The sequence below is a fragment of the Arenibacter latericius DSM 15913 genome (genome assembly GCF_000424985.1).
GTDB classification, from domain to species: Bacteria; Bacteroidota; Bacteroidia; order Flavobacteriales; family Flavobacteriaceae; genus Arenibacter; species Arenibacter latericius.
In genome coordinates, this window is sequence record NZ_KE384286.1 from 35,864 (window position 1) to 51,439 (window position 15,576).

Annotated in this window: 12 protein-coding genes and 1 riboswitch; of the genes, 3 read left to right on the forward strand and 9 right to left on the reverse strand. The window is 36.6% G+C overall.

Annotated elements, in window-relative coordinates; translation table 11 throughout:
• Positions 1-87: 87 nt before the first annotated feature.
• Entirely contained in the window at positions 88-1,272 is a 1,185-nt protein-coding gene (locus H344_RS0117570; RefSeq protein ID WP_026811462.1) for an LETM1-related biofilm-associated protein, read from the reverse strand.
• A gap of 547 nt (positions 1,273-1,819) precedes the next feature.
• A complete protein-coding gene (gene gndA, locus H344_RS0117575; RefSeq protein ID WP_026811463.1) occupies positions 1,820-3,226 on the reverse strand; it encodes an NADP-dependent phosphogluconate dehydrogenase in 1,407 nt (468 codons plus the stop codon).
• Between the two features lie 191 nt (positions 3,227-3,417).
• Between gndA and zwf the strand changes: the two genes are divergently transcribed.
• Together zwf and pgl are read left to right on the forward strand one after the other, a co-directional pair.
• The gene (gene zwf, locus H344_RS0117580) at positions 3,418-4,950 is read left to right on the forward strand and encodes a glucose-6-phosphate dehydrogenase (RefSeq protein ID WP_026811464.1); all 1,533 of its coding nucleotides are present in this window, start codon (positions 3,418-3,420) and stop codon (positions 4,948-4,950) included.
• 115 nt (positions 4,951-5,065) lie between these two features.
• Positions 5,066-5,776, forward strand: coding sequence for a 6-phosphogluconolactonase (pgl, locus tag H344_RS0117585; protein ID WP_026811465.1), 711 nt, complete (start codon positions 5,066-5,068; stop codon positions 5,774-5,776).
• 66 nt (positions 5,777-5,842) lie between these two features.
• On the opposite strand, the gene H344_RS0117590 is transcribed toward pgl, so the two are convergent.
• From H344_RS0117590 to H344_RS0117615, 6 genes are all read right to left on the reverse strand, one after another.
• Complete coding sequence (locus H344_RS0117590; RefSeq protein ID WP_026811466.1) at positions 5,843-6,388, reverse strand: acyl-CoA thioesterase; 546 nt, start codon at positions 6,386-6,388, stop codon at positions 5,843-5,845.
• Positions 6,389-6,456: 68 nt separating this feature from the next.
• Entirely contained in the window at positions 6,457-6,807 is a 351-nt protein-coding gene (locus H344_RS0117595; protein ID WP_026811467.1) for a hypothetical protein, read from the reverse strand.
• 18 nt (positions 6,808-6,825) lie between these two features.
• Positions 6,826-8,232: a DNA recombination protein RmuC gene (gene rmuC / locus H344_RS0117600; protein ID WP_026811468.1), complete on the reverse strand. Its 1,407-nt coding sequence runs from the start codon at positions 8,230-8,232 to the stop codon at positions 6,826-6,828.
• A 146-nt stretch (positions 8,233-8,378) separates the two neighbouring features.
• Entirely contained in the window at positions 8,379-9,179 is an 801-nt protein-coding gene (locus tag H344_RS0117605) for an ABC transporter ATP-binding protein (protein WP_394330150.1), read from the reverse strand.
• 111 nt (positions 9,180-9,290) lie between these two features.
• Positions 9,291-10,322, reverse strand: a complete 1,032-nt coding sequence (locus H344_RS0117610; RefSeq protein WP_026811470.1) for a FecCD family ABC transporter permease — start codon at positions 10,320-10,322, stop codon at positions 9,291-9,293.
• Positions 10,323-11,468, reverse strand: a complete 1,146-nt coding sequence (locus H344_RS0117615; protein ID WP_026811471.1) for an ABC transporter substrate-binding protein — start codon at positions 11,466-11,468, stop codon at positions 10,323-10,325.
• Between the two features lie 182 nt (positions 11,469-11,650).
• Positions 11,651-11,868: riboswitch (cobalamin riboswitch) on the forward strand.
• A 76-nt stretch (positions 11,869-11,944) separates the two neighbouring features.
• Between H344_RS0117615 and H344_RS0117620 the strand changes: the two genes are divergently transcribed.
• Complete coding sequence (locus tag H344_RS0117620; RefSeq protein WP_026811472.1) at positions 11,945-13,804, forward strand: TonB-dependent receptor plug domain-containing protein; 1,860 nt, start codon at positions 11,945-11,947, stop codon at positions 13,802-13,804.
• Between the two features lie 240 nt (positions 13,805-14,044).
• On the opposite strand, the gene H344_RS0117625 is transcribed toward H344_RS0117620, so the two are convergent.
• Positions 14,045-15,508 (reverse strand): S41 family peptidase, encoded by a 1,464-nt coding sequence (locus tag H344_RS0117625; protein WP_026811473.1) that lies wholly within the window; start codon positions 15,506-15,508, stop codon positions 14,045-14,047.
• Positions 15,509-15,576 lie beyond the last annotated feature (68 nt).

The following is a 15,576-nucleotide window of genomic DNA, read 5'->3' on the forward strand; positions in this document are numbered from 1 at the left end:
GTATGCTGAATAGCAATTAATTGATTTAAGTAAAAAGTCGTTATAGATTTATCTTATAGTGCAGGTTTTTAGCCAATTATGCGAATTTTAGTCCACCCTATTCTCATCAAATGCTGAGGGTAGCAATTTAGGAATTAATTTTATAAATATAGGTAATAATACAGCTCCTCCAGGAAGAATAAAAATAGCCAAGGAAGGAATACTTTTAAAAATATCCAGTAATTGGTCTTGTACTTTTTTCTTTTCTTCTTCAGTTAAATCTTTTACTGTAGACTTGGATAAGAGGGTGACCAACTCCTTACTTTCAGAGATTTCTTTTTGTAGCCTTTTACTATTTCTTAAGATTAATTTATCTACAATTCTAGCCATACTTTCATAGAATTGAACGGCCATATTTTGATCCTTTAAATGAGGGATTTTTTTAGCGTTTATTTCAAAGAATTCAGTTACATCAAATAGTGATTTTCCGATATGGGTTTTGCTAAACCCCATGTCCTCTCCGAGCTCGAAAATAAACTTCGATTCGGTATACGCTAGCGATTGATCTTCCCAAACTGTTAAGCAAGCAACATCTAAAAAGTACTGCTTTTCACAAGTGGTGAATAGGTCTAATAAATCATTCCTATACGTACTGTCGATATGACTTTCTTCACTGTCGATAAAAGTTAATGAAGAGGCAAATAGCTGTGCTAACTTTTCGTCATTTCTACTTTTTGTTTTTGAATTTAAGGTATGGTAGGTAATATTGATTGTGATATGCTCTAATCGTTGTGCAATTTTCCTTTTGTTCTTTACACCTTCTAAATGTCGCTTAAAGGTAAGTACGTCTATAAATAGAAGCGAGTTGGTAATAGTGCTATTAAAGGTCTTGCTAATTAAATTATCCTCTAAATAGATCCTAGAGTTGATGAGCGACTCTAATTTAGCGGAGGTCTTTCTGCCCATTAACAATTTATTGATAAAGGAGATTTTTGCAATATCTAATCCTTGGTAAAACTTAAGTAGACATTTTACAAAAACCTCAAAATCTGAATTGCCAGTAGTGAATTTATGAGTGTAATATAAGCCTGCGAGTAGATTAATCTTTGCCATTTCATCCTCAGATAAAGGATGTTCAATCGCTATAAAGTCGGGCACATTTAGATTGATGCCATAAACAAAACCAGTTTTCTTCAGTTTTGTGTACATGGTGTTAAATGAGGAACAGTACTTATTGTCATTCTTAACCAGATATCCAAATTTATCTATCCAACCAGAGGCCGATGGGTTCATAGCGTCAACTATATTAGAGGGTAAAATTACATTAAAATTAAGACAATGATTATATAGGGGGATACTTTAGAGAAATTAGCTCTAATTATAAATAGTGTTTAACGTTGGTGTTTTAAACAAGTGTGTCGCACTTTCAGCAATAGAGATAGGAGATTGGGATTGCATTTATACTACAATATATAGTAAACCAATCCAATTATCGTAGTCCTTAAAGGATATGACTAATGAAAAGTAAAAGGGCCAAAATAATACCAATAAAAATAATTAAATTCCTATTGGGGTCTTTTTTGGCCCTAATTCTAATATTGTGATTTATTTTCTTTAGCTCTGTAGCGGATACCTCCTTAAAGGATGGTTAAGTAGCATTAGGAGCAGTATCTGAATGGATAGTGCCTCTGTTGCTTTCTTTGAACCTAACGCGATTGTGGTTCAATCTATTGTTCATATCCGCTAGGTGTCCGGCTCCGCTCATTTTAAGTTAATTTTAATGATATTAAGTTTAACTTAAAATGAGGGGTTTTTTAAAAGCTTGCCGAAAAAGCTTAAACTATTCCCATTCCGTATGGAATATTCCTTCCATGTCGGTACGCTCATAGGTATGAGATCCAAAATGATCTCGCTGTGCCTGAATTAGGTTTAGCGGTAATCTTCCAGAGGTATACGTATCAAAATAGGTTAGAGAATTAGAAAGCCCTGGTAAAGGAATTCCATTTTTGGCCGCGTAGGCAACCAAATTTCTTGCCGATGAAACTGTGGATTGTACTTTAGGGACAAAATTTGGTGATAGTAAAAGGTTGCGCAACTCTTTATCTTCGGTATATGCTTTTGAAATATCTTCTAGCAATTCAGCGCGGATAATACATCCAGCTCTCCAAATTTTAGCAATTACCGAAAGGTCTAGCTCATATCCATACTCGGTTGAGGCATCCGATAGTTGGTGTAGCCCTTGAGCATAGGTGGTAATAAAGGCAAAGTAAAGCGCTTCTTCGGCCCATTTTGCTAACTCTTCTTTGTCTATTGCAGCTGGCTCTGGACGACCATACAATTCATCAGCCTGTACGCGTTCTGCCTTAAGAGCAGATATCTCTCTCATACTTACCGCTATGTCTATACTTGGAACAGGAATCCCTAAGTCCATCGCATTTTGGGAGGTCCATTTTCCCGTTCCTTTTTGCTTGGCTTTATCTAGTATTTTTTCTACCAATTTCCCTGGTCCTTTGTCGTCATCTCTTTTAAAGATTTCAGCAGATATTTCTACTAAGAAAGACTGTAGTCGACCTTTGTTCCAACTGTCAAATAATGTATGCAGCTCCTCATAACTATAGTTTCCTGCTTTTTTTAGAATGTCGTAAATCTCAGAGGTAAGCTGCATCAGACCATATTCTATGCCATTGTGGACCATTTTAACGTAGTTTCCTGCCGATTTTGGCCCAAGATAGGCAACACATGGCTCTCCCTGGAATTTCGCCGATACGGCTTCAAAAATAGGTTGTACCTCTTTATAGGCTTCTTTGTTTCCTCCTGGCATGATACTAGGTCCGCGTCTCGCGCCTTTTGCTCCACCAGAAACTCCCGATCCAAAAAAGTGAATGCCTTTCTCCTTTAAATAAGCTTCCCTACGATCCGTGTCAGTGAAAAAAGAATTTCCTCCATCAATTATAAGATCGTTTTTATCTAGATGAGGTAATAGACTTTCTATTACAGAATCTACTATCTTTCCAGCAGGTACTAGAAGCATAATTTTTCTAGGTTGAGATAGCGAACTTACAAATGTTTCTATGTCTGAAGTTGCATTTACTCTTTTAGTGTCCTCGCCTTCAGCTATTAATGCATTTACCTGATCTTCATTTAAGTCGTATCCCATCGCGGAAAAATTGTTTTCAGCAACGTTCAGAATAAAATTCCGTCCCATAACGCCTAGTCCAATCAATCCAAAATCATATGTATTTTTCATAAATGTGCTTTAAAAAATTCCTAACAAATTAAAGTGTTTTTTGTTAAGAGTCCGTGTTTGTAAAATGTATAAGCTAAATTAGTTTTATCTTCGCAGCCTAAATTAAAAATCAAAAGTAGTCATTTTATAGGTTTTTGAATCTTTTGTATCAAAATCCAACAAAATAAAACGATTATTCCAATAATTATAATATGGGCAAAACAGCAAATCAAATGCTTGTTATCTTTGGAGCTTCCGGTGATCTTACTGCAAGAAAATTGGTTCCTTCATTATATAATTTGTATAAAGCAAATCACCTTCCAGAAAACTTTGTGGTCTTGGGAGTTAGTAGGAGCAATTTAACCGATGGCGAATTTAGAAAGAAAGTAGTTCTAGAAAGTTCATATTTAGAGGACAAAACTAAAGGAGATGCAGAAGAGGTAATAAACGCTTTTGCAGACAAGTTCTTTTATGAAGATCTTGGGGATGACTACAGTAAGGAATATAGTAAGTTGGCAACCAGAATATCTGATTTAAATGCTAAATATAATTTGGAGGAAAATTATATTTTTTACCTATCTACCCCGCCAAGCTTATATGAGGTTATTGCCAAAAATCTTTCCGAGCAGCACTTAAACAACGAAAAAGTCGGTTGGAAGCGAATAATTGTTGAAAAACCTTTTGGATACAGTTTAAAAACCGCTAAAAATTTAAATGCTGGACTTCAGAAGCATTTTAACGAAACACAGATCTATAGAATAGATCATTACTTAGGAAAAGAAACCGTACAGAACCTATTGGTTACCCGTTTTTCCAATAGTATTTTTGAGCCACTTTGGAATAGGAATTATATTCATCATGTAGAGATTACCAATGCCGAAAGAGGCGGAGTGGAAAAAAGAGGAGGCTATTATGATAAATCAGGAGCTTTGCGCGATATGTTCCAAAACCATTTGCTGCAGATTGTTTCCCTAATTGTTATGGAGCCCCCAATAGATGCCAGTGCATTAGAAATAAGAAACGAAAAGGTAAAAGCCCTTAAATCGTTACGTATAATGCGAGACGAAGAAACCCTATTTAAAAATACAGTAAGAGGTCAGTATCTTGCTTCGGTAATAGACGGTGAAAAGGTAAAGGGGTATAGGGAAGAAGAAGGAGTAGACCCTAATTCTAAAACGGAGACCTATGCAGCTATAAAATTTTATGTGGACAACTGGAGATGGAAAGATGTGCCTTTTTATGTACGTACTGCTAAAAGAATGCCTACAAAGGTAACCGAAGTAGTGATTCATTTTAAATCACCACACCACCAGGTGTTTAAAAATTCAAATTTAAAGAACAAGGATAATCAGTTGATTATTAGAATACAGCCCGATGAAGGGATTCTTATTAAATTTGGCGTGAAAGTTCCTGGGCAAGGATTTAAGGTAGACCGAGCTAATTTAGATTTTTACTATTCTAATCTAGCAGAAAATAATGTAATGGAAGCTTATGAGCGACTGTTATTAGATGCTATGCAAGGAGATGCAACCCTATATGCCCGTGCAGATGAGGTAGAGGCGGCTTGGGAATTTGTAGATCCTATATTGGATTATTGGGAAAATAATCCGGATGTAAATATTTATGGTTATTCTGCCGGAGTATGGGGTCCTACTAATTCAGACGATTTATTGGAAGGCAACCTTAGATGGCGTAATCCAGGAGAGAACTTGGCCGATGACCCAGGCTTCTGTGTAATTAAATAGTATGAAGAATATTTGGGGATGTGGTATGCAATACTTATCCTTGAAATAGTATTAAATCTACAGGTATTCCATTCTAAAAATGGATCTGTAGAAAATTTATAAAAGCAAAATAGAGATGAAAACTTATGTAGATCCGTCTAAAGCGGAGGTTGCCAAAAGATTTTCCGAGTATTTGGAAGAGCAGATTAAGAATAACACCGTTATGCATATTGCCCTTTCTGGGGGTAGTACGCCAAAAGGGGTGTTTGATTATATGTCCGAAAATTCTAAGGGAATAGATTGGTCCAAAGTACATTTATATTGGGGAGATGAGCGTTGTGTAGCCCCAACAGATGCGGAGAGTAATTATAAAATGACGGTAGATCATCTTTTGTCTAAAATAGATATTCCAGAAGAGAATATTCATCGCGTGTTAGGAGAAGCTAATCCACAGGATGAGGCGGTTAGATATAGTGAAGTGCTTGATGCACAATTGCCTAAAGTAAATAATATTCCCCAATTTGATCTTGTTATTCTAGGAATGGGAGACGATGGACATACAGCTTCTATATTCCCTCATGAGATTGAACTATGGGACTCTAAAGAGAACTGTGAAGTGGCCATTCATCCAGATTCTGGTCAACGCAGGATTACTATTACTGGAAAGATAATTAACAATGCTAAGACTGTAGCGTTCTTGGTAACAGGAGAAGGCAAGGCAGAAAAAGTGAAAACCATTATAGGGAAAGAGAGTGGATATGAGAAATATCCCGCTTCCTTAGTAGCTCCTACGTCCAAAGACCTAATTTGGTTCATGGATAAAGATGCTGCAGCTGGAATTGAGTAATATCTATAAATAATTTTAATCTAAAATGCCGCATAATCTTCTACTGTTGATTATGCGGCATTTTGATTATTTCAACATCAACTTCACATTTTCTTCGTCTAGCTTCTTTAAATAGTCTTGAAACTTAAATTGAGATTCATCAAATTTAGTCGATCTAGACATAGCTTGTTTTTTTCTCTCCAAGCTTCTAGTAAAGCGTCTAACTCCCTGCTCGTCCTCTATAATCAATCCCGGAATGGGTAAATTGTTGCCTTCGGCATCTTTAGCGACCATGGTAAAATAGGAAGAGTTGCAATGTAATGTTTTTCCGGTTCGTATGTTTTCAGATTCTACACGTACACCTACTACCATAGAGGTTCGCCCCGTGTAATTTATAGACGCTTTTAAAGTGACTAATTCGCCCACCTCTATTGGGTTTAGAAAGTCTACCTTGTTAACCGATGCGGTAACACAGTAGCTATTAGAGTGTTTTGAGGCGCAAGCAAAGGCAATTTGGTCCATAAGGTTAAGGACATGTCCTCCGTGAACTTTCCCTCCAAAATTAGAATGGGAAGGAAGCATTAATTGGGTAAGGGACAGTTGTGAATCTTTAGCTGATTTAAACTTTTGCATGGGTTTACTTTTAATATATAATATTCCCAAGTTATTTGTCTTAGGAGATTAATGATTTTAAAAATGATTTAATGGGGTGAATTCTCCTCCTGCACTTTCGTGATAAAATACTTGGTGTCACCTAGCCAAAAGAAGGTTCTGTAACGCTCTATATATTCTACTCGCACATAAGAGCCTTGGTATTCTCTAAGCTTCTCAATAGCATCCTTATCAATAACCGAAAAGGTGAATATCTGTGCTCCTGATATTCCTTGACTTATTTCGCCTTCCCAAGTTTTAATAAATACCCCTTTATGACTTATTTTTATGAGTTCTCCGGAGCGTGTTCCCGTACTGTAGGGGACATAATAAACAAATAGAAAATAAGCTGTAATTAGTAAGGTAACGGCCAAAAGTACTAGGCCAAATATTTTTTTCATACGTCTATATTTATAGGTTTAGCTATAGGGTAATAGTCTGTCTTTGTTGTCTTCTTCTTCTTCTTCTTCTTCTTCGTTATGGTCAATAGCTTTATTTAATATGGGATCTGGAATGGACTTTTTAGCCTTGGCCCCCATTTTTTTTAATTTCTCTATTCTAGTGATGATATTTCCTCTACCCTCTACCAATTTATTCATAGCACCCTTGTATTCGGTTTTTGCTTCCTCCATTTTCTTACCTACCTTGGTTAAATCTCCAATAAAACCTTCAAACTTATCATAAAGGGCACCTGCCTGTCTTGCGATTTCAATTGCGTTGCGCTGTTGTTTTTCATTGTTCCACATAGTGTCTATAGTGCGCAGTGTAGCCAATAGGGTAGAAGGGGTTACTATAATAATATTCTGTTCAAATGCTTTGTTGTAAAGGGAATTGTCGTGATTTATAGCGATAGCGAAAGCAGGCTCAATAGGGACAAACATCAGAACAAAATCCGGACTATCCATCTCATAAAGATCTTCGTACTTTTTGGCAGAAAGTTGGTCTACGTGTCTACGAAGCGAATTAATATGGTCTTTTAGAAATTTTTCCCTTAAGTCGTCTTCAGAATTTACATAGCGCTCGTAATCGGTTAGAGATACTTTAGAGTCTACAATTAATTTTTTGCCATCTGGCAGGTGGATAATTACGTCTGGTAATACCCTTGTGCCATCTTCCCTTTTAAAACTCTGTTGTACACTATATTCACGGTCTTTTTCTAGCCCAGATTTTTCCAATACACGCTCTAATACCAATTCCCCCCAATTCCCCTGCATCTTGCTATCTCCTTTAAGTGCTTTGGTAAGATTTTCGGCCTCTTGTGTAATTTTTAAGTTTTGGGTTTGTAGGTTAACCAATTGTTCTTTAAGGGCAGAATGCATGCCTACACTTTCTTTCTGACTGTCTTCTACCTTTTTTTCGAACAGAACAATTCTTTCCTGCAAGGGGATTAAAATGTTTTTAATGTTTTCGCGGTTCTGCTCGGTAAACTTACTGCTATTTTTATCTAGAATCTTATTGGCTAAATTTTCAAATTCCTTGGCGAAGGTGGCCTGTAGTTTTTCTACCTCTTCTTTTTGTTCTCTATTTTTTAATTGGAGGTTCTCCATATCTGCCTGATACCTCGTAAGCTGGTTTCCTAATCGTTCTTTCTCTAAACGAAGTTGTTGTTTTTCGGCCTCAGCGGTAATACGGAGCTCATTTTTTTCGGCTTCCATCTTTTTCAACTGTTCTTCCAAGGAGTTAATAGTATACCGTAATTGATTCTCTCGTTCTAAAAAGACACTCTGTTCAGATTTGGTCTTTAGCCCTCTAATGTAATTTCCTAAAAAGTAACCAATGCCCAAACAAATAAGGGCGATTACAATAGGTGCAAGCAATTCGTTCATTTAATTTAATACTTTAAGGTAAAGATAGTAGATTGGGATTAAAGTTGAAGTGGATTCAATTTAAAGATACCGTAGTGTATTTGCTTAGATATATAATAGAATCCTTACTTGTTAAGGGAAAATACAAATTATAAATAAAATTTCAATTATCTATTTACCCTAAATGCACCAGTATTACCATCAAAGGTTATGGTGTCCGAAGGGAAGAGATTATCAAAATTTTTATTTTCAATTAATTCGCAGGGCTCTCCAAAAGCGCTTTTACCTTTTTCTAAAATCAACATCTTATCACAAAGCTGAATGGCGATTTCAATTTCATGAGTAGTAAAAAGGATGGTCTTTCTAGTCTTATGAGCAATATCTTGAAGCAATTTTAGAATTTGTACTTTGTGATAGAGATCTAAATGCGAGGTAGGCTCGTCCATTAATATAATAGAGGTGTCCTGTGCTAAAGCTCTAGCGATCATTACCTTTTGTAGTTGCCCATCACTAAGCTCGTAGCATTTCTTTAATTTTAAAGAGGTGAGATCTACCATTTTTATGGCAGCATTGACCTTTTCTTTATCCACTTCGCTCAAGGTGCCTATCCAATTAGTATATGGCTGTCTACCCAAGCTTACTAATTCCCAAACGGTTAAATTTTTAGAGGCAATAGGCTCCGTGAGTACTACACTAATTTCTGTGGCAAGTTTTAAGTGGGACAGCTTCTCTAATGGGGTTTTATTTAAAAGAATCTTACCATAGAGTTTTGGCTGTACTTTTCCCAAAGTCCTTAATAAGGTAGATTTTCCTATTCCGTTTACACCTATTATAGCTGCCAACTCCCCTTTTAATAAGGAGAAATTAATATTTTCCGCTATTATATTTTGCTGCTTCCTAGCGGTATACCCTATCCTTAGGTCTTTAATTAATAATGCGATATGTTCTTGGGTGGTGCTAATGACTATTAATTTTAAAACTAAGTTATCTAATTGATTTTAAAAATACTTTAAACTATGGAGATTAGTCTCTTTGTTATGCTGTGACATATTAAGAAAGTTGTAAGCTTCACGTTATAATTAAAATACCATTTTCCGTTTCCTTACCAAAAGCCAGATTACTATAGGGGCTCCTATAATGGAGGTGATGGCATTTATAGGTAATACATTTGCCGAGGCAGGCCATTGAGCAATAGTATCACATATCAACATAAGAATGGCCCCGTAAACCATTACTGCTGGGAGCAATATTCTATGATCAGTGGTATTGAAAATTTGTCGCGTTAAATGAGGAACCGCCAAACCAATAAACGCTATGGGTCCAGCAAAAGCCGTAGCACCACCCGCAAGCAAACCGGTGGCTATTATAATGGAATAACGAGAACGTTTTATGTTTACTCCCATGCTTCTTGCATAATTTTCGCCCAACAAGAGGGAGTTAAGTGGTTTTATACTTAAAATACTGATTGTAAGTCCTATTACTGTAATTATAAACAATAGTAGTAGTTGTTGCCAAGAAAGATTTCCTAAGCTTCCAAAAGACCAATAAATATATTGCTGTAGTTTTTCCGCAGTGGAAAAATAGGAGAGCACACTTACCACTGCTGCGGTTAGGCTTCCAAACATTAGTCCTATAATTAGCAATGCCATGGTATCTTTAATTTTAGAAGCAACCACCATTACGGCTAAAAGCACTATAAAACTTCCTATACTAGAGGCTAGAGCAAGAGAAATATCGTTTACTATCCCAAAAGTAAATATTCCATTAAATAGGGAAGCCCCCATAATTAATATTGCAGCTCCTAGACTGGCGCCAGAGCTTATCCCAAGTACAAATGGTCCGGCTAGAGGGTTTCGGAATAGTGTTTGCATTAATAATCCACTTAATGCTAGGCCGCTACCTACAAGTATGGCAGTTAGAGATTTAGGAATCCTATAATCCCAAATTATATATGCCCATGATGCTTTTTCTGTAGCCTTACCTAAAATGGCATGTACCACCTCTGTAAAGGGTATGGATACTGATCCAAAGCTGATATTTACCAAGAAACAGGTTAGTAATACTACTATTAGCAGTATAAAGTATAGGCTATATGGTTTTGATTGAGGCACTTAATCCAAGGGTTTAAAGAAAACGGGGTTGTGTTCCATTAATAGTTCTGGGTGAAAGATTTGTATTAAGTCTTTTAGGACTAAGTCTGGCCTATTAGGTGCTAGTTCAAAATATAGCATCCCTTCTGTAGCGCCTTTGGTGTTGGCGTAGGTGTATATTTTCTTATTTTTAAAAGGAGAAAATTGGGAGTAATGTCTATTGCTTTCTATCATCCCTTTGTAACTTGTAAATTGAGAGGGTGATATCCAAAAATCAGCCTCCTGTCCTTTTTCTAAAACGCTTTCCAGACTAAGAGAGAGGCTACCGGTTTCTTTGGAGTCTTTCCATAGGTAATTGGTATTAGCGTCTTCCAGGAATTGTGCTCCCCAACTCTTACCACCGGGAAGGTACCAAACATCTTTATATAGTGCGCCGCTCAACACTGTGGGGCGTGATTTAGCTTGTTCTGCTAATTGCTTGGTTTGATTGTAGCTCTTTGCAATGTCAGAGAAAATAGAATCTGCTTTTGCTTCCTTTAGAAAAAATGGAGCGAAAAACTTAATCCATTCGGCCTTTCCTAATGGGGTCTCTTCTGTCCATTCTCCATTATATACTACTGGTATACCTGCTCTTTGAATGGTTTCATACGCTTTGTTTTCGTTGTTAATCCCAAAACCTACCACTAAATCGGGATTTAGGTCGATTACCATTTCTGTATTTAATGCTTCATTCTTTCCCAAATCTTTAACCTTTTCTGCATCAATTCGTTCCCGAGTAATTTCTGAGGAAATATACTTGGTGTCTGGAAATCCAATTAATTTATCTTCTTGTCCTAAAGCTTCTAGGGCAGGAACATGGGTAGTAGAAGTTACAACTATATTTTCTACCGGTACAGGAATAATAGCTTGGTATGCATCCCGGTCCAAACTGATGACGGGTAGTAGATCTTTTGGAACTAGCGCATAGGTAAAGGTAGCTTCGGCATTGGGCCATGGGGAGGTTATTTTAATAATGGTTAATCCATTTGCAAGTTTCTCCATGGTAAAACCCTTGGCGTATTCCATAGGTGTAGGTGTTGCTGTTACCTCGCTAGAAAGTCGCTCCTTTTTGTCTTGTTTACAAGACCACATAATTAGAACTATGAGTATATAAATTATTTTTTTCAAAAGGACTATTTTAAATTTTGTAGGTTCAAAAGTAGTGTTAAATTTTTTTACCTAAGCAATTTGTCATGAATCCCTGTCTCTAGGAACAGTGTTTTATGTTTAATGGATTCTTTAATACTTTTTGTACCTCTGCTAAAATATGAAAATCAATAATTTACCTGCCTTCTTTTAAAAAATGTATTAGCTTCGCGCCAAAATTTGGTTTCAATTGCTCTGGTAATAGGGAGCTAGAATTAAATGGGAATTCGGTGAAAATCCGAAACTGTTCCCGCAACTGTAAGCTTTGTCCGGAATTTGTTGGACGGCTGTCATTACTTTAAAAACCACTGCCCTAATAAATGGGTGGGAAGGTAAATGATGGTACGCAAGTCAGGAGACCTGCCAAAATTGAATAAATAGAATGTTAAACTTTCGGGACAAAGGTTTGCGTATGGGTACAGACATACTACTTTCCCGTTTATTGAATTAAACAAAAAATGAACAAAAATTTTATTGGTTTGTATGCTGCGTTAATGGCATGCTCAAGTGTTATAGCTCAAGAGGAGGAGGCTACTATCCAACATTTAGATGAAGTTGTTGTTAGTGATTCTCGTTTTGAACTTAAAAGAGAAAACTCGGGTAAAACGGTGATTAAGATAACTGCCGAAGAAATAAAGAGGAGTCAGGGGAAAACCATTGCTGAAATCATTAACTCTAAAAGCGGATTTTCTATTGCTGGGAGTAATGGGAAGGAAGGTACTGTTTTAGGTGTTTATGCCCGTGGGGGTAGAGGCAGACAGGTGTTAGTGTTAGTGGATGGAGTACGTATTTCGGACCCCTCATCAGTAAATCAGGAATATGATTTAAGGTTGCTTTCCACTGCCAATATAGAATCTATAGAAATTATTAAGGGTGCTGCAAGTACCTTGTATGGTACCAACGCTGCCACTGCGGTTATTAATATCACGACAAAGAAAGCATCAGAAAATAAAATATCTGGGAATTTTCAATCGAGTATGGGTACCAATCATACGTCCGAAGATCAAAATTATAATATTGCTGATTTTTCTAATAACGTTTCCATAAACGGCACCTTGGACAAGTTTAGCTATATTATTGGATTCTCTAATCGATATTCAGAAGGAATGTCGGCATTAGTTACTCCTGAAAATGAGGAGGATGATTTCTCTAGCTTTAGTACTGATGTAAAATTAGGGTATGCCTTTTCTAACAATTTTAAGATTAACCTATACGGGAATCAAACTAAAACTAGGGCAGAGTTTGATGAGGCCTTTGGAATGATTGATGCTCCTTATGTGTTTCTTAGTGAGCAAAACAGAGCGGGATTGTCTGCAGAATTTAAGTACAACAAAGGGGCTTTAGTTCTTAATTCGGCCTTTAGTGAGTATGAATCGGATATTAAAGATGGGTTTCCTACTATCTATAAAGGAAAAAATAGGGTGTTAGACCTCTATAATAAATATAGTTTTAATGATAAACTGCATACCATTTTAGGCTTAAATTATATCTATGACGAAACGGAGTATTCAGAGGTGCAAGATTTTAATATTATAGACCCTTATGTTAACTTGGTATATGTGTCCGATTATGGTTTTAATTTAAATACAGGCATGCGTGCTAATAATCATTCTGAATATGGAAGCCATTTTGTTTATAATGTAAATCCATCATTTACCATTAAAAATTCCAAGGGCTATGTTAAGGTGATGGGATCTTATGCCACTTCATATATAACGCCTAGTTTAAATCAGCTGTTCGGTAATTTTGGTGCCAATGCAGATTTGAAGCCAGAGGAGAACCGCACCTTGGAAGGAGGAATAGAATACACTTTAAATACCGACTTTAGAATAAGCGCACTTTATTTTAATAGAAAGGAAAAGAACTTTGTTTACTATGCTAACACCGGTTACGAGAATGCTGAAAATACAATTGATGCTAGTGGGGTAGAAGTTGAATTAAATTGGAATCCAATAACTAATTTTAATCTTGGTGCTAATTATACGTTTACGGAAAGAGAGGGGGATAATGCAATTCGTTTACCGAAACACAAGGTGAATGCCTTTTTAGGGTTTGACTTTTCTAATCGTACTACAGCGAACTTAAGTTATGCTATGATTGGTAAACGTATGGATACCGATTTTGGAACTTTCCCGTCCGTGAATGTTGACCTAGACTCCTACGCTATCTTAGATTTCTACATTGCGCACCAAGTGATTCCTAGTAAGTTGACCTTTTACTTGAATGCGAGTAACCTTCTAAATGAAGAATATACAGAAATTATAGGATATACTACCAAAGGAAGAAACATAAGACTAGGGCTTAACCTTAGTTTGTAGTTCGATGTGGGGTGGAGATAATTAATTTTATTCTCATCAGGTTCTATTAGAATAGTTGATGAAAATTTGGGCTCGTTATATTGTTAAATCGATATAACGGGCCCTTTTTTAATTCTTTTGGTAAGATGTGATTAATACGAAGCTTGCTTTCCTGTTCCATTTAGGGGGCATAGAAATAGTGAAGATGGTTCCCTTCTGATGCTTTTTAGGATTACTCTCAGGGAATTGCCTTTCGTGTCTTTATTGCAGCGGTAAGCTTTCTATTTTATCTAAATACATATTGTCTTTCGTCGGAGTGAAGAGTTTGGAATTAGATATTTCTTCAACTGGCATTGGGTTGGTATAATCTCTTTTGGCAGTTTTTCCTGTAATTTCTTGGATTGCCCTTGAAAAAAAGGCCTCATTGGGATCTCCCAATTCCCCTAAATTAGATAGGTCTTCCTTGATTTCTATGTTGGGCACTAGACCATCTGTATAGTCCGAGAACCCTTCTGCGTTTTCATTGCGCCCCATAAGAGGTTGCATGGCCCATTTGTGGTTTGGGTTGATTTTGTTTTCCCTAGCGGGACTATAGATATAGTCGTTAGCTACATCATCTACCATGGTAACCGAAAATTCATTTTTTCCTCTTGTCTGTTCTCCTATATGAATAACGTTTACATAAGGTGCAAGTCCATTCATCACTAGTTCACTAGCACTTGCAGAGCTTCTAGTTGCCAAGACATAGACCTTGTTAAGGTTTAGAGAATTAATGGCTGTTCCCTTATCGGTCTTGGAAGCAAAATAGTCTTCCGAACTGTATGTAGCTTGTTTTTTGTCATTCCAACGTTGTCTAATAAAAACTTCATTGGTATTAGTGCCGTAAACCATGCTAGCCAAAAGCCTAGCGCTATTTACGGATCCCCCAGGGTTGTATCTTAAGTCTAACACTAGTTCGGTTACACCTTCAGATTTAAACTGTGCAAAGGCCGTATTTAATTCCTCGTTAAAGCTAGAAGTAAATCCGTTATACATAAGATAGGCAATCTTAATACCGTCTACTTCTACAGTTTTTGCGACTAGGATTGGGTTTTCTACCAATCCTTCTTGTTTGGTAAGGGTTACCTCTTTGTTATTATTGGTAACCACGTTTCCGTTAATATCGGCCATGCCCAGAGTATAGGTGTCGTCACCCCCAAATAGTAGGTTGGCATAATTACTATTGTTGAGTTTTACACCGTTTACCCGATTAAAAATTTCTCCCCTAGAAATGTCTTTGGTGGCGGCGTCGGAATTAGGGACAATATACCGCACATAACCAAAAATATCAGAACTACCTTGAAAACGGACTAAACCAAATTCCATTCCATTGCTTTTAGAAATTCCGTTTAAGGAGTTAACTAGCACCCTATAGTCTTTATTTAAAAAGCTAAAACGATCAATAGCATTTGCCTCACCTATAATCCTACTGTGCTTGTAGCAGGTTTGATAAAAAAACTCTTCGGGGTCTGTATATTTTTCTAGGTAGTCTATGTACTCTTCATTAGTTGCAAACCTATTATCTCCAAGGTTTGGGGCATCTGCCTGCCAAAAGTACCATTGGTTTAATCCCTGCCACATAAAATGTTGGACCTCGGAATCATTTGGGTAAATAAAAGCCTCATCATCTTGGTCCGTACAGGAAAAAACTGCAGAGAGCAATAGTAGTGCTATAAATTTTCTCATAAAATAAAAAGCGATAGGTTTTATTACAACATAAATAGCTAAAAGGATGTTAGAAATGTATTAGTCTT